This is a genomic window from Microbacterium sp. ANT_H45B, assembly GCF_008369345.1.
GTDB lineage: Bacteria > Actinomycetota > Actinomycetes > Actinomycetales > Microbacteriaceae > Microbacterium.
On record NZ_VOBK01000002.1, the window covers coordinates 1,084,643 to 1,106,025 of the forward strand.

At 69.6% G+C, this 21,383-nt stretch carries 24 protein-coding genes; 15 read left to right on the forward strand and 9 right to left on the reverse strand.

Annotated features, from left to right (window positions below):
• The first annotated feature begins 125 nt into the window (after positions 1–125).
• The 7 genes from FQ142_RS11690 to FQ142_RS11720 are packed head-to-tail and all read left to right on the forward strand — an operon-like array spanning position 126 to position 7,458.
• Positions 126–842, forward strand: coding sequence for an NUDIX hydrolase (locus tag FQ142_RS11690; protein ID WP_149423375.1), 717 nt, complete (start codon positions 126–128; stop codon positions 840–842).
• Positions 839–2,173, forward strand: a complete 1,335-nt coding sequence (nadA, locus tag FQ142_RS11695; RefSeq protein WP_149423376.1) for a quinolinate synthase NadA — start codon at positions 839–841, stop codon at positions 2,171–2,173. Before FQ142_RS11690 ends, nadA begins: the two co-directional genes overlap by 4 nt.
• Entirely contained in the window at positions 2,173–3,684 is a 1,512-nt protein-coding gene (nadB, locus tag FQ142_RS11700) for an L-aspartate oxidase (protein WP_262492135.1), read from the forward strand. Before nadA ends, nadB begins: the two co-directional genes overlap by 1 nt.
• The gene (gene nadC, locus FQ142_RS11705; RefSeq protein WP_149423377.1) at positions 3,684–4,535 is read left to right on the forward strand and encodes a carboxylating nicotinate-nucleotide diphosphorylase; all 852 of its coding nucleotides are present in this window, start codon (positions 3,684–3,686) and stop codon (positions 4,533–4,535) included. Before nadB ends, nadC begins: the two co-directional genes overlap by 1 nt.
• Before the next feature lie 4 nt (positions 4,536–4,539).
• The gene (locus tag FQ142_RS11710) at positions 4,540–5,676 is read left to right on the forward strand and encodes a cysteine desulfurase family protein (RefSeq protein WP_149423378.1); all 1,137 of its coding nucleotides are present in this window, start codon (positions 4,540–4,542) and stop codon (positions 5,674–5,676) included.
• Positions 5,677–5,716: 40 nt separating this feature from the next.
• Positions 5,717–6,664, forward strand: a complete 948-nt coding sequence (locus FQ142_RS11715; protein ID WP_149423379.1) for a glycosyltransferase family 2 protein — start codon at positions 5,717–5,719, stop codon at positions 6,662–6,664.
• 20 nt (positions 6,665–6,684) lie between these two features.
• Positions 6,685–7,458, forward strand: a complete 774-nt coding sequence (locus tag FQ142_RS11720; RefSeq protein WP_149423380.1) for an SDR family NAD(P)-dependent oxidoreductase — start codon at positions 6,685–6,687, stop codon at positions 7,456–7,458.
• 11 nt (positions 7,459–7,469) lie between these two features.
• Here the strand turns inward: FQ142_RS11720 and FQ142_RS11725 are convergent, their stop codons facing one another.
• Entirely contained in the window at positions 7,470–9,509 is a 2,040-nt protein-coding gene (locus FQ142_RS11725; protein ID WP_410477442.1) for an ABC transporter ATP-binding protein, read from the reverse strand.
• Between the two features lie 204 nt (positions 9,510–9,713).
• On the opposite strand from FQ142_RS11725, the gene FQ142_RS11730 reads away from it, so the two are divergent.
• Entirely contained in the window at positions 9,714–11,195 is a 1,482-nt protein-coding gene (locus tag FQ142_RS11730) for an MDR family MFS transporter (protein ID WP_149423382.1), read from the forward strand.
• A gap of 54 nt (positions 11,196–11,249) precedes the next feature.
• Here the strand turns inward: FQ142_RS11730 and FQ142_RS17495 are convergent, their stop codons facing one another.
• Entirely contained in the window at positions 11,250–11,396 is a 147-nt protein-coding gene (locus FQ142_RS17495; RefSeq protein WP_188042394.1) for a hypothetical protein, read from the reverse strand.
• A gap of 91 nt (positions 11,397–11,487) precedes the next feature.
• Here FQ142_RS17495 and FQ142_RS11735 point away from each other — a divergent pair, with 91 nt between their 5' ends.
• Positions 11,488–12,063, forward strand: a complete 576-nt coding sequence (locus FQ142_RS11735; RefSeq protein ID WP_056416117.1) for a 1-acyl-sn-glycerol-3-phosphate acyltransferase — start codon at positions 11,488–11,490, stop codon at positions 12,061–12,063.
• An 83-nt stretch (positions 12,064–12,146) separates the two neighbouring features.
• The gene (locus FQ142_RS11740; RefSeq protein ID WP_149423383.1) at positions 12,147–12,659 is read left to right on the forward strand and encodes a DUF6328 family protein; all 513 of its coding nucleotides are present in this window, start codon (positions 12,147–12,149) and stop codon (positions 12,657–12,659) included.
• A gap of 21 nt (positions 12,660–12,680) precedes the next feature.
• On the opposite strand, the gene FQ142_RS11745 is transcribed toward FQ142_RS11740, so the two are convergent.
• A complete protein-coding gene (locus FQ142_RS11745; RefSeq protein ID WP_056416111.1) occupies positions 12,681–13,223 on the reverse strand; it encodes a Dps family protein in 543 nt (180 codons plus the stop codon).
• Between the two features lie 130 nt (positions 13,224–13,353).
• On the opposite strand from FQ142_RS11745, the gene FQ142_RS11750 reads away from it, so the two are divergent.
• From FQ142_RS11750 to FQ142_RS11760, 3 genes are all read left to right on the forward strand, one after another.
• A complete protein-coding gene (locus FQ142_RS11750) occupies positions 13,354–13,923 on the forward strand; it encodes a GNAT family N-acetyltransferase (protein WP_149423384.1) in 570 nt (189 codons plus the stop codon).
• Positions 13,924–13,999: 76 nt separating this feature from the next.
• Entirely contained in the window at positions 14,000–14,299 is a 300-nt protein-coding gene (locus FQ142_RS11755; RefSeq protein WP_056416108.1) for a hypothetical protein, read from the forward strand.
• Positions 14,300–14,428: 129 nt separating this feature from the next.
• Positions 14,429–14,773, forward strand: coding sequence for a LysR family transcriptional regulator (locus tag FQ142_RS11760; protein WP_149423385.1), 345 nt, complete (start codon positions 14,429–14,431; stop codon positions 14,771–14,773).
• A 19-nt stretch (positions 14,774–14,792) separates the two neighbouring features.
• On the opposite strand, the gene FQ142_RS11765 is transcribed toward FQ142_RS11760, so the two are convergent.
• Entirely contained in the window at positions 14,793–16,457 is a 1,665-nt protein-coding gene (locus FQ142_RS11765; RefSeq protein ID WP_149423386.1) for an ABC-F family ATP-binding cassette domain-containing protein, read from the reverse strand.
• Positions 16,458–16,490: 33 nt separating this feature from the next.
• Here FQ142_RS11765 and FQ142_RS11770 point away from each other — a divergent pair, with 33 nt between their 5' ends.
• On the forward strand, positions 16,491–17,159 hold the full coding sequence (locus FQ142_RS11770) for a hypothetical protein (protein WP_149423387.1): 669 nt from the start codon (positions 16,491–16,493) through the stop codon (positions 17,157–17,159).
• Between the two features lie 50 nt (positions 17,160–17,209).
• Here the strand turns inward: FQ142_RS11770 and FQ142_RS11775 are convergent, their stop codons facing one another.
• Both FQ142_RS11775 and FQ142_RS11780 read right to left on the reverse strand, forming a co-directional pair.
• Positions 17,210–17,746: an isochorismatase family protein gene (locus tag FQ142_RS11775; RefSeq protein WP_262492136.1), complete on the reverse strand. Its 537-nt coding sequence runs from the start codon at positions 17,744–17,746 to the stop codon at positions 17,210–17,212.
• 5 nt (positions 17,747–17,751) lie between these two features.
• Entirely contained in the window at positions 17,752–18,312 is a 561-nt protein-coding gene (locus FQ142_RS11780) for an alpha/beta fold hydrolase (protein WP_045255560.1), read from the reverse strand.
• Between the two features lie 266 nt (positions 18,313–18,578).
• On the opposite strand from FQ142_RS11780, the gene FQ142_RS11785 reads away from it, so the two are divergent.
• A complete protein-coding gene (locus tag FQ142_RS11785; RefSeq protein WP_056419378.1) occupies positions 18,579–19,685 on the forward strand; it encodes a N(5)-(carboxyethyl)ornithine synthase in 1,107 nt (368 codons plus the stop codon).
• A 91-nt stretch (positions 19,686–19,776) separates the two neighbouring features.
• Here FQ142_RS11785 and FQ142_RS11790 read toward each other — a convergent pair whose 3' ends face one another.
• The 3 genes from FQ142_RS11790 to FQ142_RS11800 all read right to left on the reverse strand — a co-directional run bounded on the left by FQ142_RS11790 (position 19,777) and on the right by FQ142_RS11800 (position 21,339).
• Positions 19,777–20,340, reverse strand: a complete 564-nt coding sequence (locus tag FQ142_RS11790) for a hypothetical protein (protein WP_149423388.1) — start codon at positions 20,338–20,340, stop codon at positions 19,777–19,779.
• A gap of 5 nt (positions 20,341–20,345) precedes the next feature.
• Positions 20,346–20,855 (reverse strand): DUF4279 domain-containing protein, encoded by a 510-nt coding sequence (locus tag FQ142_RS11795; RefSeq protein ID WP_149423389.1) that lies wholly within the window; start codon positions 20,853–20,855, stop codon positions 20,346–20,348.
• Between the two features lie 64 nt (positions 20,856–20,919).
• Positions 20,920–21,339 carry a hypothetical protein gene (locus FQ142_RS11800; protein ID WP_149423390.1) on the reverse strand — a complete coding sequence of 140 codons (420 nt, stop codon included), beginning with the start codon at positions 21,337–21,339 and terminating at the stop codon, positions 20,920–20,922.
• Between the last annotated feature and the right edge of the window lie 44 nt (positions 21,340–21,383).

Below are 21,383 nucleotides of genomic sequence, written 5' to 3' on the forward strand. Positions count from 1 at the left end.
TACCCACGGGGCGACAAGCATTCGGGAGGCGGCCGTATAACGTTTCGGCCTCGGCGCCGCGTCCGTCACACAGGTGCACTAAGTGTCCGGATGACACTAAGATCGATCCGGAGGTTAAGGTAACTATGACTCAAACCAGGGGAATCGATGTCGCCGTGTCGACGGTCATCCTCACGCTGCGCCGCACCGACGACGGGGCGGCCGTGCTGGCGCTCCCCCTGGTGCTGCGCACCCGCGAGCCGTTCGCCGGACAGTGGGCATTGCCCGGCGGCTGGCTCACCACGGTCGAATCCCCCGTCGATGCCGCGGCCCGTACCCTCGCCGAGACCACCGGCCTGACGCCGAGCTACCTCGAGCAGCTGTACGCGTTCGGCGCCGTCGACCGCTCCCCCACCCGCGTCGTCTCGATCGTCTACTGGGCGCTGCTGCGCCAGGACGACGTCGATGCGCAGAGCGCCGCGCACCGCGCATCCGGCCGCGCGCCCGAGAACGTGCGCTGGTTCGATCTCGACGACCTCCCGCCGCTCGCGTTCGACCATCGCGTGATCGTCGACTACGCCCTGTGGCGCCTGCGCAACAAGGTCGGCTACAGCCGCGTCGCACACGGCTTCCTCCCCGCCGAGTTCACCCTGGCCGATCTCCGCGAGGCCTACGAGGCGATCCTCGGCAGACAGCTCGACCCGGCGAACTTCCGACGCCAGGTGGAGAGCTCGGGAACCCTGCTGCCCACCGACCGGTTCCGCACCGGCAGCCACCGCCCCGCCCGCCTGTACCGATACAACACCGACGTCGAACTGGCCGACCACGGCCCGCTCGGCCCCGACGAGACGAGTACCCGATGAGCATCACCTTCCTTCCGACGCCCGACGTGCCGGCGATCGACGCCTCCGTCGATCACGCGATCCGGTCGATCGTGTCCGGCGCCTCCACAGATGCCACCTGCGCGACCGATCTCGCGCTCGGACCCTGGGACTTCGACACGCGGCCCGGGTACGGGCCCGGCTCATCGATGGGCGACGTGATCCCCACCGGCGCCCCACGCCAGGGGGAGCTCCCCGCCTCGTACCGCGAGGCGGGCGAGGACGAGCTCGACCACCGCATCCGCGCAGCCAAAGCGGCCCTGGGCGACCGCGTGGTCGTGCTCGGCCACTTCTACCAGCGGGAGGAGGTGGTGCGTCACGCCGACTACGTGGGCGACTCCTTCCAGCTCGCCACCGCGGCGAAGGCGCGCACGGATGCCGAGGCCATCGTCTTCTGCGGAGTGCACTTCATGGCCGAGACGGCCGATCTGCTCTCCGGCCCCGACCAGGCCGTGATCCTGCCGAACCTCGCCGCCGGCTGCTCGATGGCCGACATGGCCGACATCGACCAGGTCGAGGACTGCTGGGAGCAGCTGTCCGACGTGTTCGGCGATCTCGACGCCGTCGACGAGAGCGGCCGGGTCCCGGTGATCCCCGTGACCTACATGAACTCCTCCGCCGCGATCAAGGGATTCGTCGGCAGGCACGGCGGCATCGTGTGCACGTCGTCGAATGCCGAGACCGTGCTGGAATGGGCCTTCGAGCGGGGCCGGCGCGTGCTGTTCTTCCCCGACCAGCATCTGGGCCGCAACACCGCGAAGGCGATGGGCGTGCCTCTCGACAGGATGCCGATGTGGAACCCGCGCGCGGCGCTCGGAGGCTCCTCCGCCACAGAGCTGCTCGACTCGCGCGTCATCCTGTGGCACGGGTTCTGCTCGGTCCACCGTCGCTTCTCCGTCGCGCAGATCGAGAAGGCGCGGGAGGAGCACCCGGGTGTGCGGGTGATCGTGCACCCCGAATGCCCGATGGAGGTCGTCGATGCCGCCGACGAGGCGGGATCGACCGACTACATCCGCCGCGCGATCGCCGCCGCGACCACGCCGACGACCTTCGCGATCGGCACCGAGATCAACCTGGTCCGACGTCTCGCCGCGCAGTTCCCGCAGCACGAGATCTTCTGTCTCGATCCGGTGGTGTGCCCCTGCTCGACGATGTACCGCATCCACCCGGGGTATCTCGCGTGGGTGCTCGAGGAACTCGTCGCCGGACGCACCCCGAACCGCATCGCGGTGACGGCGGACGTGGCGGATCCCGCGCGGGTAGCCCTCGAGCGGATGCTGGCGGCGAAGCCGCCCGTGATCGCGGGCCCCTGATGGAGGTGATCGTCGCGGGCTCCGGCATCGCCGGGCTCACCGCCGCCCTTAATGCGCACGAGGCCGGCCACACGGTCACCGTCGTGACGAAGGGCGCGCTGGGCGACGGCTGCACCGGATACGCCCAGGGCGGCGTCGCCGGGAGCTACGGCGCCGGCGACTCCGCCGCCGAGCACGCGACCGACACCATGACGGCGGGAGCGGGGCTGTCCGACCCCGCGGCCGTCGACGTGCTCGTCCGCGACGCGACGGCCAGGATCACGGAGCTGATCGCCCGCGGTGTCGCGTTCGATCGCTCCGCCGCAGGCGCACTCCTGCGCGGGCGCGAGGCCGCGCACAGCCACGCGCGCATCGTGCACGCCGGCGGCGACGCGACCGGCGCGGCGATCACCCGGGCGCTGGTGCATGCCACCCACGCGGCACAGATCGCCGTTATCGAGCACGCGTTCCTCGTCGATCTGCTCGTCGAGGGGGGCGTCGCCCACGGCATCCGGGTGCTGATCGGCGGCGTCACGACGGATCTCACCGCGGATGCCGTCATCCTCGCCACCGGAGGGGCCGGTGAGCTCTATGCGCACACGACGAATCCGGCCGGCACGACCGGTGACGGCATCGCTGCGGCGCTGCGCGCGGGTGCGGTCGTGAGAGATCTGGAGTTCGTCCAGTTCCATCCGACGGTCCTCCTCGATGCGGGCACTCCGTTCCTCGTCTCTGAGGCCGTGCGCGGCGAGGGGGCGACGCTTCTCGACGCCGACGGTCGCCGATTCGTGTTCGACAGCCATCCCGACGGCGAACTCGCTCCCCGTGACGTGGTGTCGAGGGCGATCGCACGACAGGCCGCCGCGCAGGGATCGCCCGTGCGGCTGGATGCGACGATGCTCGGAGCGTCGGCGCTGGCCCGCCGATTCCCGACGATCGACCGGGTGACCCGCGAGCGCGGATTCGACTGGGCGTCGGAGCCGATCCCGGTGACACCGGCGGCGCACTACCTGATGGGAGGCGTCGCCACAGACCTGGCCGGACGCACATCACTCCCCCAGCTCCTCGCGGTCGGCGAGGTCGCTCGAACCGGCGTGCACGGGGCGAACCGGCTCGCCTCGAACTCGCTGCTCGAGGGCGCGGTGTTCGGAGCGCGAGCGGCGGCCGCGCTCGACGCGCCCTGGCCGGCCGGCTCCGTTCCGGCCGTGGCACCGGGCCCCGCCCCGACGGACGGAGCACCCCCTTCGACGCGTCCGTCGGCGGGCGTCCCCGCCTTCTCCCGCGCGGCCCTGCAGCAGCTGATGTGGGACCGTGTCGGGCTGCTCAGATCCGCCGAGGGGCTGGGGCAGGCGCTCGACACGCTCGATGCCTGGCGCGCCGACTCGCGGCATCCCCGCACGGTCGTGGAGCACGAGGAGCAGAATCTCCTGCTGCTCGGATCCGCCACGGCGACCGCCGCCCTCACCCGCACCGACTCGGTCGGTGCGCACTTCCGCGACCCCGCACCCTCACCCGTTCTGGAGACCGTCTGATGCTCACGCCCGCCATCCTCACCCGCGTCGTCGCGGCCGCCCTCGACGAGGACGCGCCCTGGGGCGACCTGACCAGCGTGACGCTGCTGCCGGCGGATGCCACAGCGAACGCCGATCTGGTCGCGCGGGAACCCGGTGTCTTCAGCGGCGGTGCCGTGTTCTCGACGGCCTTCACCCTCACCGATCCGACCCTGAGGGTCGACGTGCACGTCGGCGACGGCGACACGTTCGCCACCGGCGACGTGCTCGCCTCGGTGTCGGGGACGGCTCGGAGCATCCTCACCGCCGAGCGCGTCGCACTGAACTTCACCCAGCGCATGAGCGGGATCGCCACCCTCACCGCCGCGTATGTGCGTGCGATCGAGGGAACCGCGGCGCGCATCGCCGACACCCGCAAGACCACTCCGGGCCTTCGGGCCTTCGAGCGCCACGCGGTGGTGTCCGGCGGCGGACGCAATCACCGGCATTCGCTGTCGGACGCCGTGATGGCGAAGGACAACCACCTCGCGGTGCTGCAGCGCTCAGGCCTCGATCTCGCCGTCGCCCTGCGCGACGCGCTCGCCGCGCTCCCCCACACCACTCATGTGGTGGTCGAGGTCGACAGGCTCGATCAGATCGCCGCCGTGATCGACGGCGGCGCCCACACGGTGCTGCTCGACAACTTCTCGCTCGACGACCTGAGGGCGGGGGTGGCGCTCATCGGCGGCAGGGCGCAGACCGAGGCCTCCGGCGGCGTCGATCTCGAGACGGTGGGTGCGATAGCCGCGACCGGGGTCAACGTGATCTCGGTCGGGGCGCTCACGCATTCGGCGCGTGCCCTCGACCTCGGCCTCGACGTGCGGATCGACTGAACGGATGCTCTACCTCGACCATGCCGCGACGGCTCCGGTGCGACCGGAGGTGCTCGACGAGATGCGCCCGTACCTCACCGGGACGTTCGGCAATCCGTCGAGCCATCACACCTACGGCGAGGCGGCGGCGTCGGCGCTCGACGACGCACGGGCGAGGGTCGCCCGCGTGCTGGGGATGCGGGCCGGCGATGTGGTGTTCACGGCGGGCGGCACCGAGGCGAACAACCTCGCGGTGAAGGGGATCGTGCTCGCCGCTCTCGGCGCGGGGCGGCGCCATCTGGTGGTCTCGCCGATCGAGCACGAGTCGATCCTGGAGTCGGCGGACTTCCTGCGCCGATTCCACGATGTCGAGGTGACGATGCCGGTGGTCGACGCGTGGGGGCGGATCTCCCCCGATGCTCTGCGTGCACAGGTCCGAGACGACACGGCCCTGGTCGCCCTGGGGCATGGAAACAACGAGATCGGCACGGTCCAGGACGTCGCGGGACTCGCCGCGGTGACGCATGCCACGGGCGCCGCGCTGCACCTCGACGCGGTGCAGTCCGCGGGATGGCTGCCGCTGGCCGGACTCGGCGCGGATGCCGTCGCCATCGCCGGTCACAAGCTCGGCGCCCCGAAGGGGATCGGCGCCCTGGCGGTACGAGGGCGCATCCCCCTCGAACCCCTGCTGCACGGAGGCGGTCAGGAGCGCGGTCGCCGCTCGGGCACCGAGAACGTCGCGGGCGCCGTCGGTCTCGCCGTCGCGCTCGAACTGGCCGAGGCCGAGCGTGAGGCGGCGAGCGCACGGGTGGGCGCGGCCACCCGCCGCGTCATCGCCGGGATCCTCGCGGCCGTCCCGCAGGCGGTGCTGACGGGAGACCCGGCGGGGCGACTCCCCGCCACCGCGAGCTTCACCTTCGCGGGCGTGAGCGGCGAGGCGGTGCTCCTCGAGCTCGAGCGTCGGGGCGTCGTGTCGTCGAGCGGCTCCGCGTGCGCGGCCGGGAGCGACGACCCCTCCCACGTGCTCCTCGCCTGCGGGGTGGATCCCGCGGTCGCGCAGAGTGCGGTGCGCTTCACCTTCGGTCGCGAGACGCTGCCCGACGACCTGCCCCCACGGCTCGCCGCCCTCGTCGCCGAGTCCGTGCGCGCCGTCGCCGGGTGAGCGGACGGGTGCGACGCGCGGGCGGCTCTAGACTCGGCTCGTGACCGCCTCCGCACCGCTCGTGACCGTGATCGTCCCCGGCCACGACATCGGCGGATTCGCACCCGCCGCTCTCGACTCGCTCCTGGCGCAGACCGAGCGCCGGTGGCAGGCGATCCTCGTCGACGACGGGTCCACCGACGACACCGGGGAGATCTTCGCGGCGGCCGCAGCCTCCGACCGCCGCTTCCGGGCTCTCACCCACGCGGCGTCCCGTGGTCTCGGCGCCGCTCGCAACGCGGCGCTCGACCTGGTCGACACGCCCCTCGTCGGATTCCTCGACGGCGACGACGAGCTCACCCCCACCGCCCTCGAACGCCTGAGCGGCACGCTCGCCGAGACCGGCAGCGACCTGGTCGCGGGGGCCTACGTGCGGTCGCGCTTCGATGGCGAACGCTACCTCCCCGGTCGGGTGCAGCCCTGGGTGGCCGCGGCGACGTCGCCGGCACGGATGGGCACCACGATCCTGGAGCACCCCGCGGCGAGTGCGAACATCGTCGCCTGGTCGAAGATGAGCCGGACCGAGCTGTGGCGCGATGTGCGGTTCCCCGAGGGTGTCGCCTACGAGGATCAGATCGTCGCCCAGCTGCTCTACACCCGCGCTCGGGCCTTCGACGTGATCCCCGACACGGTCGTGCGGTGGCGGCTGCGTGCCGACGGCACGTCCATCACGCAGGGGCGCGCGCAGCTACGGGTGGTGCGCGACTACCTCGCCGCGCTCCGCGGCGGCATCCGCGTGCTGCACGAGGCGGGAGCCCGCGCGGCGGTCGTCGCCCGACTCGAGCTGATCCTCGCGATGGATCTGCCTCCCCTTCTCGACATCGCCGCGACCCATCCCGACCCCGAGTACTCGGCGGTCGTGGCGTCTTTCGTCGCCGACATCGAGGCGCTGCCCGAGTTCGGCGACGCGCACCCCGACCCCGCACTCGCCGCCGCCCTGGCGTGGTGACGCCGCAACCCCGGAGACTCATGAACGACTACCTCGCCGACCTCTTCGCGCTCGACGGCCGCACGGCCGTGGTCACAGGAGGAAGCTCGGGCATCGGCCGCGGCATCGCCACCGCCCTCGCACGGGCCGGAGCGGCGACCGTCGTCGTCGCGCGTGGCGAGGAGCGGATCGTGCAGACGGTCGGAGAGCTGACGGATGCCGGCTGCCGTGCGGCGGGTGTCGTCGGCGACCTGAGCTCGCGAGCCGGCATCCGCGCTCTGGCCGAGGCCGCCGCGCAGCCGTTCGGAGAACCCGACATCCTGGTGAACTCGGCAGGGATCAACATCCGGCCGCCGTTCGCCGAGATCTCCGAGGCCGACTGGGACGCGAGCATGACCGTGAACACGCTCGCCCCGCTGCTGCTCGGGCAGCGCTATGCCGTGGGCATGGCCGAACGCGGGTTCGGCCGACTGATCCACATCAGCTCCCAGCAGGCCCACCGCGCGTTCGTCGGCAGCGGGGTCTACGGCGTCTCGAAGGGCGCGGTCGAATCTCTGATGCGGTCGGAGGCCGAGGCCTGGGGCGGCACCGGCGTGACGAGCAACACCCTCGTGCCGGGGTTCGTGCTCACGCCGCTCAACGCGCGCTTGCAGGAGGACCCCGCGCAGATCGCCGCTCTGGCCGCGCGCACCATGATCGGCCGCAACGGACTGCCGGAGGACTTCGCCGCGGCGGCCGTCTTCCTCGCGGGCGCGGGATCGGGATACGTGACGGGCCACTCGCTGTTCGTCGACGGCGGTCTGTCGGTGCACTGACGATCCGGCGCTCAGTCCTCCGCCGGGTGGACCCTCTCGTCCGCGCGGGTCACGTCGAGCAGCGGCACCGGCGCGGTGAGCGCGGCGACCGCATCCGCCCCCGCGGAATCGTGGGGTGCCCGATCGGCCCGCCGGTCTGGCAGCGCCGCCCGCACACCGCCGGTGACCGTGCTCTCGACGACGGCCTCGGTCTGGATCACCCGTGACGCCGCGACCTGCTGCGCCGCGAGCTCCGCGTAGAGGCCGCCCCGGGCGATCAGCTCGGAGTGGGTGCCGGACTCGACGATCTGGCCGGCCTCGAGCACGTGGATGACGTCGGCGCCGATCACGGTCGACAGTCGGTGCGCGATGGTCAGTGTCGTCCGTCCCTTGGCCGCCTCGTCGAGCGCCTCCTGCACGACACGCTCCGAGACGGTGTCGAGCGCGGAGGTGGCCTCGTCGAGCAGCAGCACCGGCGGATCCTTCAGCAGCACCCGGGCGATCGCGATGCGCTGCTTCTCGCCGCCGGAGAGGCGATAGCCGCGCTCGCCGACGATCGTGTCGTACCCGTCTTCGAATCCGGCGATGATGTGGTGGATGTTCGCGGCCGTGCATGCCGCGATCAGCTCGTCCTCCGTCGCCTCCGGACGGGCGTAGAGCAGGTTGTCGCGGATCGTGGCGTGGAACAGGTACGTCTCCTGCGACACGATGCCGACCTGGTCGATGATCGACTCCTGGGTGAGCGTGCCCACGTCGGCGCCCGCGAAGAGCACCGCACCGCCCGCAGCCTCGTACAGGCGCGGCGCCAGGTAGAGGACCGTGGTCTTGCCTGCGCCCGACGGGCCGACGAACGCCACATGCTGCCCCGGCTCGGCGACGAAGGAGACGCCCTGGAGGGTCGGTCGCGCGTCGGCCGCCGCATCGGGGTAGCGGAAGACGACATCGTCGAACTCGATCCGGCCGCGCGGCCCCGGAGCATCGGCGACGGTGATCGCGTCGGGCGCGTCCTGGATCTCCGGCACCAGATCGAGGTACTCGAAGATGCGCGCGAAGAGCGCCGATGACGTCTGCAGGTCGAGGGAGACGCGCATCAGCCCCATCAGCGGCTGCAGGAGGCGTGCCTGCACCGTCGTGAACGCGACGACGGTGCCGGCCGTGATCGCGCCGGTGCCGCCGGCGATCAGATACCCCGACACCAGGTAGATCACGGCGGGGACGCTCGCCATCAGCACCTGCACGACCGCGAAGAAGCCCTGACCGCTCATCGCCCGGCGCACCTGCAGCGTCACCTGGTTGCGGTTCTCGGCCTGGTAGCGCTGCGACTCGGTGCGCTGACGGTTGAACGCCTTGGACAGCAGCATCCCCGACACGCTCAGCGTCTCCTGGGTGATCGAGGTGAGCTCCGACAGGGACTCTTGCGTCTCGCCGGCGATCCGGGCCCGCACCTGTCCCACGCGTCGCTGCACCACGATGAGGAACGGCATCAGCACGACCGCGATCAGCGTGAGTCGCCAGTCGATCAGGATCATCGCGACGAGGGAGGCGATGACCGTGACGACGTTGCCGAGGATGCTGGTGACGGTGTTGGTGAGCACACCGGACACACCGCCGACGTCGTTCTGCAGTCTCGACTGGATCACGCCCGTCTTCGTCCGCGTGAAGAATCCGAGTTCCATCGCCTGGAGGTGCTCGAAGAGCCGCACCCGCAGATCTCCGGTGACGTTGTTGCCGACCGTCGAGGTCAACCAGGTCTGGGCGACGCCCAGGGCTGCGGAGACGAGGAAGAGGACGACCATGCCGCCGACGAGCCAGGCCAGCAGGTCGAGGTGCGGTCCTCCGCCGTCGACCGGGAACAGACCCTCGTCGAAGATGCGCTGGACGATCAGCGGAGGGATCACCGCGATGCCGGCGCCGAGGATCACGAGCACCCCGGTCCAGAGGATCCGCCAGCGGTAGGGCCGGAACAGGGCGACCACCCGCGCTCCCAGCCCGCTGATGCGCGGTGCCTCGGCGTTGAGTCGACGCTGCGCGTCCTCGTCGACGCCGCGGAACCCGCCGCGTCCTCCACCCATGCTCATCCCGCCAGCGTAGTCAGGGCGGCGGACGGTCGGATCCGACGGCGTCGAACGGGCAGGCGACGCAGGCACCGGCGCCCGCGCGGGTGCAGCGGATTCGTACGGATCCGGAATGAAATGTCGATGCCTGCCGTTACGCTGAATGGTCCACGCTCTCGCGTGCACCCTCCCTCCCCTCTTCTCGCGTGCCTTGGAGGCCGTATGTCTGCCGTCGACACCGGTTCGATCCCCACGCCCACTTCTTCCGCGCCGACGGGTGAGATCGCGCGCAGCGACATGCGCGTCATCTGGCTGCTCCTCGTCGCGGCGTTCGTCGCCATCCTCAACGAGACGACCATGGGCATCGCCATCCCGCATCTCAATGCGGATCTCGGCATCCCGCCCGAGCTCGGCCAGTGGCTGACGAGTGCGTTCATGCTCACCATGGCCGTCGTCATCCCGACCACCGGCTTCATCCTGCAGCGCTTCACCACGCGGCAGGTGTTCATCGCAGCGATGAGCCTCTTCTCCCTCGGCACCCTCGTCGCCCTGGTCGCGCCGGGATTCGCGGTGCTGCTCGCCGGTCGCGTGATCCAGGCCGCCGGCACCGGCATCATGATGCCGCTCCTCATGACGACGATCATGAACGTCGTGCCCGCCCAGTCGCGAGGACGCATGATGGGCCGCGTCGGCCTCGTCATCTCGCTGGCACCCGCGATCGGCCCGACCGTCGCCGGCGCCGTGCTCGAGACACTGAACTGGCGCGCGCTGTTCGCGATCATCCTGCCGATCGCCCTGGTCTCGCTCCTCATCGGCGTGAAGTGGATGACCAATCTCGGCGAGACCCGCGCGGTGCCCCTCGACGTGCTGTCGATCCCGCTCGCCGCGCTCGGTTTCGGCGGCATCGTGTTCGGTCTGAGCCAGTTCGGCGGCGAGGGCGGATCCGGTGAGGCCGCGGGCATCACCGCGCTCGTCGTCGGCGCCGTCGCGCTCGCGCTGTTCGTCTGGCGTCAGCTCGTGCTGCAGCGTGTCGACGACGCGCTGCTCGACCTGCGGGTGTTCCGCTCGACGAACTTCACGTTCTCGGTCATCATCATGACGATCCTCGCGCTGTCGATGTTCGGCACTCTCACGCTGCTGCCGCAGTACCTGCAGAACGTCGCGGGTCTGAACGCCCTCGAATCCGGTCTGATCCTGCTCCCCGGGTCCGTGCTGATGGGTCTGCTCGGCCCCGTCATGGGTCGCCTCTACGACGCCCGGGGCACCCGTCCGCTGCTGATCCCCGGCACGATCCTCGTGTCGGCCGCGCTGTTCTACTACTCGACGGTCGGCGAGCACACCGTGTGGTGGGTGCTGATCATCGTGCAGGCCGCGATGTCGGTGGGTCTCGCGATGTCGTTCACCCCGCTGTTCTCGGCGTCGCTGGGATCCCTGCAGCGCTCGCTGTACTCCCACGGGTCCGCGGTGCTGAACACCCTGCAGCAGGTCGGCGGCGCGGCGGGCGTGGCAGTGCTCACCGTGACCTATTCGGCGATCCTGCACGCGGGCGAGGCCGAGGGACTGGCCACCGCGGCGGCCGGGGCACCCGGTGCACGCATGGCGTTCCTGATCGCGGCGATCATCTCGCTCGCGGCGGTGGCCCTGAGCGCCTTCGTGCGCAAGCCCGCAGACGACGTCTCGGGCGGCGCCCACGGCGGGCACTGATCCGCACAGCTCGCTGTAACCGGCGAGCGACGACGACCGCGGCGGCGGCGTCCGCTACTGCTGCTTCTTGGGCGCGGGGATGTGGCAGACGCCGCCGCTGCAGTATCCGACGGCGCCCTCCTCGAGCAGGTTCAGAGCGTCCGGAATCGTCTGGAGCACCGCGGGTGCATCCTGCGCATCGGAGTCCTGTGACGTGGCCATCATTAGATGCTACGCCTGCTGCGGGGTGGAGGCGTCGAATCCGCTCGTCTCTCACGGCAGACGCGAGGTCGTCGTCCTCTACGGTTGACGAGTGCTCAAACGACTCCTCGCCCGCGTGTTCTGGACCTTCAGCCGATGGACCCTGACCGCCGAGACGACGCCGTCTCGGCCGACGATCCTGATCGGCGCGCCGCACACCTCGAACTGGGATTTCGTATTGATGCTCGCCATCTCGTGGCAGCTGGGCATCGAGGTGCACTGGCTCGGCAAGAACAGCCTGTTCCGCGGCTGGCGCGGTCCCCTCATGCGGCGACTCGGCGGCATCCCGGTGGATCGTGCCGACCCCGCCCGTGTGGTGGCGGACGTGGTCGATCAGGTGCGCTCCGGCTCGGTGTTCGGACTGGTGATCACACCGGACGGCACTCGCGGCGGTAACGAGCACTGGAAGTCGGGCTTCTATCGGATCTCCCGCGAGACCGGGATGCCGTTGACCCTCGGCTTCGTCGACCGCACGACCATGACCACCGGCCTCGGACCCACCCTCGATCTCACAGGAGACGTCGCGGCGGACATGGATCGGATCCGCGCGTTCTACGCCGACAAGGCAGGACTCCGCCCTGAGCGGCGGACCGTTCCGCGCCTGCGCGAGGAGGACGGCGAGCGCTGAGACCGGAGCCCGTCGCGCACACACCCCCTCGTGCGCACACAAGACTGTGGACACGATCGGACCTGCGCCACGAGACTGGCCGCATGGAACCCGAACAGCGCGCGACGCCGGACGAGCTCGACGATCAGGCCGACGGACGCGATGAGACCCGCAACGAGCGGGCCGATCGCAACTGGGACGAGCTGCTGCAGGAGCTGCGCGTCATGCAGACCGGGACGCAGATCCTCACCGGCTTCCTGCTCGCGGTGGCCTTCCAGCCCCGCTTCGAGGACATGGACGAGCTCCAGCGCGACCTCTACGTCGTGCTGGTCGGCCTCGCGGCCCTGGCGACGATCCTCGCTCTCGCCCCCGTCGGCATGCATCGTGCCACCTTCGGGCGACGCCGCAAGCCCGAGCTGGTGCGCGTGGCGGCCGGCATCGTGAAGATCGACCTCGTGGTGATCGCTGCCCTCACGACCGGCGTGACGACGCTCATCGTCGATTTCACCGTGGATCGCGCCGCCGGGCTGATCGCTCTGGTGGCCTCGCTGGTGGCGATAGGACTGCTCTCGCTCGTCCTTCCGCGTCTCGTGCGCAGAGCGGTGGGCCGCTCCTGAGAGCGACCCACCGGCGACGGCTCAGCGGCCTGCGGGCGTGCGGTTCTCGGCGCTGACCATCCAGGCGAACTGCTCGAGACTCTCGAGGACCGCGTGCAGGATGTCGGCCGAAGTCGGGTCCTCCTCGTCGATCGCGTCATGGACGTCGCGGATCGTGCCGACGACGGCATCCAGGCGCGCGGTGATCAGATCGATCGTGTCGGTGGTGGACACCTCGCCGGCCGGGAAGGCCGGCAGCGAGGTCGTCTCCGCGATCGTGTCCGTGCGGCCGTCCGGCACCGCGTGCAGGGCGCGCATGCGTTCGGCGACGGTGTCGCTGAACTCGCGCGCGGCGTCGATGATCTCGTCGAGCTGACGGTGCGTGTCGCGGAAGTTGCGGCCCACGACGTTCCAGTGCGCCTGCTTGCCCTGCAACGAGAGTTCGATGAGGTCGACGAGCACGGTCTGGAGGTTGCCGGCGAGCTCGGAGGACGCGGTGAAGCCCTTCTCCGCGTTCTGACGCCTGGTCGTCTTCGCGCCGCGCTTCGCGGAGGCGGCAGTCGTGGACTTCGTCTTCTCAGCCATGGGTGTCTCCTGCTCTGTGAGTGGATCCGGAGCGACGTGCAGGCCCCGGCCCACAGACCGTAACGCCGCGACGCCCCGCCGATCGAGGGGGTTGACAGGCTCCTCCGGCACGTCGGATCGTGGCGGAGTGATGAGATCGGACGCCCAGAGAACATCGGACACCCAGAGAGCACAGACCGGCGATGCCGGCGCGCAGGACGCCCACCCGGAGGTCGTGATCGCCGCGATCACGGAATCGGATGCGGGAGAGGTGCTCACGCTCCAGCGCGCCGCATTCGTGTCGGAAGCGCAGATCTACGGCAGCGCCGACATGCCCCCGCTCACGCAGACGCTCGCGGAGGTCGAGGCGGAGCTGCGGGCGGGCGACGGTCTCACCGCCCGCATCGACGGCAGGCTAGTGGGCGCGATCCGCTTCGTCGAGGATGACGGCGTGCTGCTGATCGGCAGGATCGCCATCGCCCCGGACACCCAGGGCGAGGGCATCGGACGCAGGCTGCTCGACGCCGCAGAGCGGTCGTCGTCGGCCGAGGTCGCCGAGCTCTTCACCGGCAGCCTGAGCGAAGCCAACATCCGGCTCTACGAATCGGTCGGGTATCGCGAGCACGAGCGGATCCCGCAGGGGGACGGCACCGAGCAGGTCTTCCTGAGAAAACCTCTGCATCAGGTGGGAGACCCCTCCGAACGGGGCGCGTCGGGTTGAATCGCGCGGCGGGGTTCGGAATCGTGTCCCGAACGCGCCGCAACCGCGTCGTGACCGCAACCGGAAGGAGAGTCTCGTGCTCACCCTCACCGACAACGCCACCGCGATCGTCAACACCCTGGTCAGCCGTCAGACCGACGCCACCGATGCGGGGCTCCGCATCCATTCCACCCCGGCACCCGGACCCGACGGCGGTGCCAGGCTCGCGGTCCTGGTCACCCCCGACCCGGAGCCCGAAGACCGGGTCGTCGAGGTGTCGGGCACGCGCCTCTTCCTCGATGAGACCGCCGCCGCCGCGCTCGAGGACAAGATCCTCGACGCCGGCGTCGACGATGAGGGCTCCGTCTCCTTCGCGGTCCTCCCCCAGGTCGCCTGAGCGCGGTGCACCGGATGCCGCGGCCCTCGGGTCGCGGCATCCGTGCGTGCGGAGTGACCGCGCCCCCCGCTCGCGTAGGTTAGAACCAGAGCCGCGATCGTCGCGGCTCGAGAAGGACCGTTCCCCCGCATGAAGATCGCACTGCTCCGCCGGTACGTCGTGCTCGCCGAGACGCTGCACTTCCCCCGTGCGGCGAAAGAGCTGGGCATCCCCCTCGCGTCGCTGTACACGTCGCTCGACAAGCTCGAGGACGAGGTCGGTCACGCACTCGTGAACCGCGAGGGGACACCACGCCTGACGAGTGTCGGCGAGCTGTTCCTCGTCGAGGCGAAGGAGACCGTCGCCGCTGCTCCCCCGCCCGCGCCGAAGACGGCCGCTCCCGCGGGCGGCAAGGCCAAGGCCTCGAAGGGCAAGGGCCGGGCCCCGATCGTCAAGGGGCAGCCCAAGCCCTACAAGAAGCGCCAGGGACGCTGAGACTCAGGGACGCTGAGACTCAGCGCTCCTCGACGCGTCCGTCCGCGACGCTCCACCGCCGGTTCGTCTGCACCGCCTCCAGCATCCGTCGATCATGGGTGACCAGGAGCAGCGTGCCGGTGTAGGACTCGAGCGCCTCTTCGAGCTGCTCGATCGCCGCGAGATCGAGGTGGTTCGTCGGCTCGTCCAGCACGAGCAGGTTCACTCCACGGGCCTGCAGCAGCGCCAGCGCCGCCCGCGTGCGTTCCCCGGGTGAGAGGCCCGACACCGGCCGGGTCACGTGGTCGGCCCTGAGTCCGAACTTCGCCAACAGCGTCCGCACCTCCGCAGACGCCATCTCCGGCACGGCGGCCTCGAACGCCTCGGAGAGCGGCTCGTCGCCGAGCAGCAACGATCGGGCCTGGTCGATCTCGCCGATCTGCACGCTGCTGCCGAGGGCGGCGCTGCCCTCGACGGGCTCCTGCCGCCCGAGCAGGGCGCGAAGCAGCGTCGACTTGCCCGCGCCGTTCGGCCCGGTGATCCCGATCCGGTCACCGGCATCGACCTGCACCGACACGGGGCCCAGCGTGAAGTCACCCTGCCGCAGCACCGCGGAGTTGAGTGTCGAGACGACACTGCTCGATCTCGGGGCGGAGCCGATCGTGAACTCCAGCTGCCATTCCTTGCGCGGTTCCTCGACCTCGTCGAGGCGGGCGATCCGGCTCTCCATCTGGCGGACCTTCTGGGCCTGCTTCTCGCTGGATTCCGTCGATGCCTTGCGCCTGATCTTGTCATTGTCGGGAGACTTCTTCATCGCGTTGCGCACGCCCTGGCTCGACCACTCGCGCTGGGTGCGGGCGCGCGCGACGAGGTCGGCCTTCTTGTCGGCGAACTCGTCGTACTTCTCCCGCAGGTGGCGACGCACGACCGCGCGCTCCTCGATGTACGCGTCGTATCCTCCGCCGTAGAGACGGTGCGAGTTCTGTGCGAGGTCGAGCTCGAGCACCCGGGTGACGCTGCGCGCGAGGAACTCGCGATCATGGCTCACGAGCACGACCCCGCCGCGGAGCCCGCGGACGAACGACTCCAGACGGTCGAGTCCGTCGAGGTCGAGGTCGTTCGTGGGCTCGTCGAGGAAGACGATGTCGAAGCGCGAGAGCAGCAGGGCGGCGAGCCCCACGCGGGCGGCCTGCCCGCCGGACAGACCGGTCATCAGCGCCTCGTCCGAGACGCGACCTCCGCTGGGCAGCCCCAGATCCGCCAGCACCGCGGGGATGCGCTCATCGAGGTCGGCGGCGCCGCTGGCGAGCCAGCGGTCGAGGGCCAGCGAATACGTGTCTGCGGGGTCCGTGCCCGCAGGGGCGAGCGACGGATCGCCGAGGGCGGCAGCCGCGGCATCCATCTCGCGTGTCGCCGCGGCGCACCCCGTGCGTCGCGCGATGTACTCGGCGACCGTCTCACCCTCGATCCGATCGTGCTCCTGCGGCAGCCAGCCGACGAAGGCGTCGGTCGGTGCGAGAGACAAAGTTCCGTCAGCGGGAGCGAGAACCCCCGCGAGGATCCGGAGCAGCGTCGACTTGCCCGCTCCGTTCGCGCCCACGACCCCGATGACGTCTCCGGGAGCGACGGTCAGGTCGAGGCCTTCGAAGAGGATGCGGTGACCATAGCCACCTGCGAGGTCCTGGGCGACGAGGGTGGCGGTCATCACACCAGTCTGTCAGGCGCTAGCATCGGGCCCATGCACCGTAGCGTCCGACTTCTGCTCGCTCTCACCACCAGCGTCGTGCTGCTCACCGCCTGTGCGCCGCAGTCCGCGCAGGAAGCGGCGTCGCCGAGCGCGACGACACCGCCGTCCAGCCCTCCGTCGTCGACGCCCACCCCCGCAGTCGCCGCTCAGTTGGTCATCACCATCGACGGCGTGGAGTACGTCGACGGCGACGACACGGCGACGGCGCCCTTCGAGGATGCGGCGAGCGTGCTCGCCCTGCTCGAAGATGCGACGGGCGAACTCCCCGCACCGGTCGAGCTCGAGAGCCCACCCGGCTACGAGATCGACCTCGTCCGCTACGAATGGAACGGCCTCATGGTCGTCACCGATGCCGGTGGCACCGGTAGCGCGACGGTCACCGCGACGGCTCCCACCGTCGACGGCGTCGCGATCACCACCGACGACGGGCTCGCCGTCGGATCGTCGCGAACCGACGTCGTGAGGGCCGGAGGATGGGACGTCTGGGACGAGGACGGGGACGGCATCGCCGAACAGGTCGGCGTCGGGCATCAGGAGGTGGAGGGGACGACCTCGCTGTCGCGCCCGGGCGAGGTCGGCATCATGTTCGTGCTCATCTCCCTCGACGGGGACCTGGTCTCCGAGATCCAGTCACCCTCGAACGATTACAGCGACCTGTGAGCCGCTGAGACGAGCGGATCCACGGGATCCGGGTAGGGCGCGAGCCGCCCTCAGAGCGCGACTCGGTCGTGCGTGGCGATCGCGAACCGTTGGCCCGGGTACCGCAGACCGGAGAAGTACATGTTCGTGTGCGCGACGATCTGCTCTCCCGAGATCGGCACGCCGTCCCACTCGGTGTCGACCGTCGTGTGCGCGTCGCTCACGAGCGTGACGTCGTAGCCCTCCGCCGCAGCGCGCTGCATCGTGGTGCGCACGCAGAAGTCCGACTGCGCCCCGGTGATCACCAGGTGCGTCGCGCCGAGCGCGTCGAGCGTCTCCCTCAACGTGGTGTCGGTGAAGGAGTCGCGGTAGCTCTTGTGCACCAGCGGCTCGCCTTCGGCGCGGTGCAGTGGCGTCGCGAGCTCCCACTCGGGTGTGCCCACTCCGACGGGGTCGTGATGCACCCAGACCACGGGAACGTGAGCTGCACGAGCGCGATCGACCAGCGCAGCGGCATGCGAGAGCACGCCCTGCTCGTCGTGGCATCCGGGCATCACCCCGGCTTGCAGGTCGATCGCGAGGACGACGGTGCGCTCGCCCGAGATCACCGAGTTCAGTCCCAGTCCAGGTATTCCTCGATGATCACGCCGGTCTCGATGGGGTGATGCATCGGGAACAGGTGATCGCCCGCGATCGTCTTGATGCTCGAACGGTCGGGGATCGTCGCGTGCAGCGCCTCGGCATTCGCGGGAGGGGTGTCGGTGTCCTCGGTGGCCTGCACGATCAGCACCGGGATCGCCGGTGCCACGGCGACGTCGACGTCCTCGACGCCGAGCAGCAGCAGTCCGTTGGCCCGGTCGGAGTGTGCGGCGACGAGGGCGCGGGCGATCGTCCCGCCGAAGCCGTGTCCACCGATCCAGGTGTCGTCGATGCCGACGTGGTCGATCACGGCGATCGCGTCGTCGACACGCTCCTCCAGCGATGCGTCACCGGCACGGTGTCCGATGCGCAGGACGTGGAATCCCGCCTCTTCGGCGAGGTAGTGGGCGGCCACGCCCAGCACGTCGGCCGCGAGGCCCTGCTCCTGGATCAGCACGAGCTTGACGGGTCCGTCGCCCTCGTCCACGAAGGGGATGGCACGGCCGTCTGGCTCGAAGATCTGGGTGTCGGTCATGGGCGTCGTTCTCCTCGTGCCGTCGCGGTGGGGGTGTCGAGCGGGCTGCGCGGAGCTGATCTGACAGTCGCGGCCGACCCTGCGCGAACAAGCGTATCCCGCCTGCGGCGAGGGCCGCGTGACTTCGGGCGTAGAGTCAGCACAGGAGCTGACCCTGGTTCCCCGAAGATGGGAACCCGTTGTCCGACACGACACGCACGTCCACCGCTCATACCGCATCGTCGAATGACGGACTCCGCAGCCTCGGCCTGCTGGCGAGCTCGTCCATGGAGAACGAGCGGCGTCTGCCGATCCACCCGCACCACTTCGACCGCATCGACGCCGATGTGCGCGCCCGGATGATCGTCGAGCACGGCTACGGGTCGGACTTCCAGCTGGAGCCCGGCTACATCGAATCGCGGGTGGGGCGAGTCGCAGACCGGGCGGAGGTCCTCGCATCCGCCGACGTCCTGCTGCTGCCCAAGCCGCAGCTGGCTGATGTCGCCGCGATCCCCGAGGGGCGGATCCTGTGGGGCTGGCCGCACTGCGTGCAGGATGTGGAGCTCGCGCAGACCGCGATCGACAACCGCCTCACGCTGATCGCGTTCGAGGCCATGAATCACTGGACCTCGCAAGGCGATATGAGCCTGCACGTCTTCCACAAGAACAACGAGCTTGCCGGATACTGCTCGGTGCTCCACGCGATGAGCCTCGTCGGGTCCACCGGGGACTACGGACCCCGGCTGAGCGCGGTCGTGATCGGCTTCGGCGCCACTGCCCGGGGAGCCGTGACCGCGCTCAACGCGCACGGAGTCCACGACATCGAGGTGCTCACGCAGCGCGGAGCGGCGGCCGTGGGCTCCCCCATCCACAACGCCCACCTCACCCAGCTCAACACTGACGACGGCCCCACCCACCTCAGCGAGGTGAGCACGGAGGAGGGCGAGGTGCTGCTCCCCGACTTCCTCGCCCGGTACGACATCGTCGTCAACTGCACGTTCCAGGATGTCGCGGCACCGCTGACATACCTGCGGACCGAGGACCTCAGCCGTTTCACGCCGGGCAGCCTGATCGTCGACGTCTCGTGCGATGAGGGCATGGGGTTCGAATGGGCCACGCCGACGACGTTCGATGAGCCGATGTTCACCGTGGGCCAGGGCGTGAACTACTACGCCGTCGATCACAGCCCGTCGTACCTGTGGAACTCCGCGACGTGGGACATCAGCGAGGCCCTGCTGCCGTTCCTCCGCACCGTGCTCGAGGGCCCCGACGCCTGGGCGGAGAACACCACCCTCACGCGCGCGATCGAGATCCGCGAGGGCGTCGTGCAGAACCCGAGCATCCTCAGCTTCCAGGGACGCGACGCCGCCTACCCTCATCCGCGCTCGGCCTAGCGGGTCCCCCGCACGTTCGGGCGCACGCTGGCCCGCGCCGTGCGAGGAGGGACACTCAGTTGTTGAAGCGGAACTCCACGACGTCGCCGTCCTAGTCGGCTCGAACCGACGAAGCACCCGCCCCTGCGACCTCCGATAGCCCGATGAGGTACCGCGTACCCACCTCAGCCATCGTGATCGACCGCAGCTTGTAGCCGAGCGGTCGAGGATGCCACGTGGCATCTGGTCGAACTTCGTTCAGGTAGATATAGCGCGAAGTCACATCATCCGGAGTGCCGATCCAGATCGCGCTGCGTTCATTCTCCTTCTGAATCCCGACCAATTCGCCTTGACGCGCAAACCCGCTGAGGGCGGACGCAGTGTCGTCCAGATCGACGTCGAAGGGGAAGGAAGGCGGCCACTCAGGCTGAAGCCTGACGAACTCGTGGGCAAATGTCTCGTCAGGCGTGAGACGCGCGACATCGCGCAATCGGAGCAGGACGTACCCGTCGAAGTACCCGCCGTCGGCGGTCTGCGCCATCAGAATCCACTGCTCGCCGATTCGAAGCACGATGCCATCGACCCGATCGGCGAACTTCGGCTTGCGCTCGATGCGCAGAATCGACTTCGTGTCCTGCGCCCGTTGGAGCGCCTTGTGCAACCGCCGCGAAACCATCGCGATCAGTTCTTGCTCGTGGGTGTACTTCCGATACCGAACTCAGTGACGTCGCTGTCCCTCATCGCATCCTCGTCCTCGTCGTCCTCGGTGAGATAAGCGGTGCCGAAGACATCACAGCCCAGCTTGGCAATGCCACTGATCAGGTCCGCCTCCAGCACGAATCCACCTTGCGTGCTGTCGGAGTCTCCGGACCACCAGAGCGTGGTCTCTCCGCCTTGACGGAGCTCCATGAGTGCATGTCCGCTGGGTTGCAGTCGCACCACCAACGAACGAAGTGCGAAGAAGCCGGTCTGATCCTCGGTGCTCGGTTCATCGATTGTCTCGGTGAACGACCAGTAGGTTCGCTGATGCGTCAGACGCTCCGGCGCGTAGTTCCGACCGGCCCGCCCGGCACGGGTGAGATCGCCTTTGTCACCCCAGTTGGTGGGCTCCAGTCCGAGCATCGCAGAGATCTCGGCCACGGTCTTGGTGTCGCTGTGGATGCTGAGCGACGCCCTGTTGCGCTGGATCATCGACGAAGCTTACTCGGATCCGCCCGATCTCAGTTGTTGAAGCGGAACTCCACGACGTCGCGATTCATGCCAAGTCCTCGAAGCTCTCTTCACCGGGATGCCACACCATCCATGCGCCGTCTTTGAATCCGCTGATCTCCGCAATCTCCACGTGAATCTCGTCGAGCGTCGGATGGATGACAAGTGCGCCAGTGTCCAGGGCGAGTCGAACGCCTGATCCCGTCTGTTCCGTTGTCGAAACGACCGTACCGGGCGTCAGCCTGCGCAGGACATCCGCATATCCGGCGTCTTTCTCGCTCCACGTGCGTCCATCGAACTCGATCAGGGGCCAGACGTAGCAATTGAGCGTGACCGGGTCACCCGCGCCGGGCGATCCGTCGAACCGAAACTGCACATAGTCGTTGAGGACGAACTCAACGGAGTACATCCGCTCGCCGACAAGGCGCGACAGCAGCCCGTTCGGCTCGTACCTCTTCCGGTCCATCACTGACGACCAACTGGTCCCACTCAATTGTTGAAGCGGAACTC

Excerpts from the sequence above, each read along its gene's own strand:
- FQ142_RS11690 (WP_149423375.1), top strand. The coding sequence starts at position 126 with ATGACTCAAACCAGGGGAATCGATGTCGCCGTGTCGACGGTCATCCTC.
- nadA (WP_149423376.1), top strand. The coding sequence starts at position 839 with ATGAGCATCACCTTCCTTCCGACGCCCGACGTGCCGGCGATCGACGCC.
- nadB (WP_262492135.1), top strand. The coding sequence starts at position 2,173 with ATGGAGGTGATCGTCGCGGGCTCCGGCATCGCCGGGCTCACCGCCGCC.
- nadC (WP_149423377.1), top strand. The coding sequence starts at position 3,684 with ATGCTCACGCCCGCCATCCTCACCCGCGTCGTCGCGGCCGCCCTCGAC.
- FQ142_RS11710 (WP_149423378.1), top strand. The coding sequence starts at position 4,540 with ATGCTCTACCTCGACCATGCCGCGACGGCTCCGGTGCGACCGGAGGTG.
- FQ142_RS11720 (WP_149423380.1), top strand. The coding sequence starts at position 6,685 with ATGAACGACTACCTCGCCGACCTCTTCGCGCTCGACGGCCGCACGGCC.
- FQ142_RS11725 (WP_410477442.1), bottom strand. The coding sequence starts at position 9,509 with ATGGGTGGAGGACGCGGCGGGTTCCGCGGCGTCGACGAGGACGCGCAG.
- FQ142_RS11730 (WP_149423382.1), top strand. The coding sequence starts at position 9,714 with ATGTCTGCCGTCGACACCGGTTCGATCCCCACGCCCACTTCTTCCGCG.
- FQ142_RS17495 (WP_188042394.1), bottom strand. The coding sequence starts at position 11,396 with ATGGCCACGTCACAGGACTCCGATGCGCAGGATGCACCCGCGGTGCTC.
- FQ142_RS11740 (WP_149423383.1), top strand. The coding sequence starts at position 12,147 with ATGGAACCCGAACAGCGCGCGACGCCGGACGAGCTCGACGATCAGGCC.
- FQ142_RS11745 (WP_056416111.1), bottom strand. The coding sequence starts at position 13,223 with ATGGCTGAGAAGACGAAGTCCACGACTGCCGCCTCCGCGAAGCGCGGC.
- FQ142_RS11750 (WP_149423384.1), top strand. The coding sequence starts at position 13,354 with ATGAGATCGGACGCCCAGAGAACATCGGACACCCAGAGAGCACAGACC.
- FQ142_RS11760 (WP_149423385.1), top strand. The coding sequence starts at position 14,429 with ATGAAGATCGCACTGCTCCGCCGGTACGTCGTGCTCGCCGAGACGCTG.
- FQ142_RS11765 (WP_149423386.1), bottom strand. The coding sequence starts at position 16,457 with ATGACCGCCACCCTCGTCGCCCAGGACCTCGCAGGTGGCTATGGTCAC.
- FQ142_RS11770 (WP_149423387.1), top strand. The coding sequence starts at position 16,491 with ATGCACCGTAGCGTCCGACTTCTGCTCGCTCTCACCACCAGCGTCGTG.
- FQ142_RS11780 (WP_045255560.1), bottom strand. The coding sequence starts at position 18,312 with ATGACCGACACCCAGATCTTCGAGCCAGACGGCCGTGCCATCCCCTTC.
- FQ142_RS11785 (WP_056419378.1), top strand. The coding sequence starts at position 18,579 with ATGGAGAACGAGCGGCGTCTGCCGATCCACCCGCACCACTTCGACCGC.
- FQ142_RS11790 (WP_149423388.1), bottom strand. The coding sequence starts at position 20,340 with ATGGTTTCGCGGCGGTTGCACAAGGCGCTCCAACGGGCGCAGGACACG.
- FQ142_RS11795 (WP_149423389.1), bottom strand. The coding sequence starts at position 20,855 with ATGATCCAGCGCAACAGGGCGTCGCTCAGCATCCACAGCGACACCAAG.
- FQ142_RS11800 (WP_149423390.1), bottom strand. The coding sequence starts at position 21,339 with ATGGACCGGAAGAGGTACGAGCCGAACGGGCTGCTGTCGCGCCTTGTC.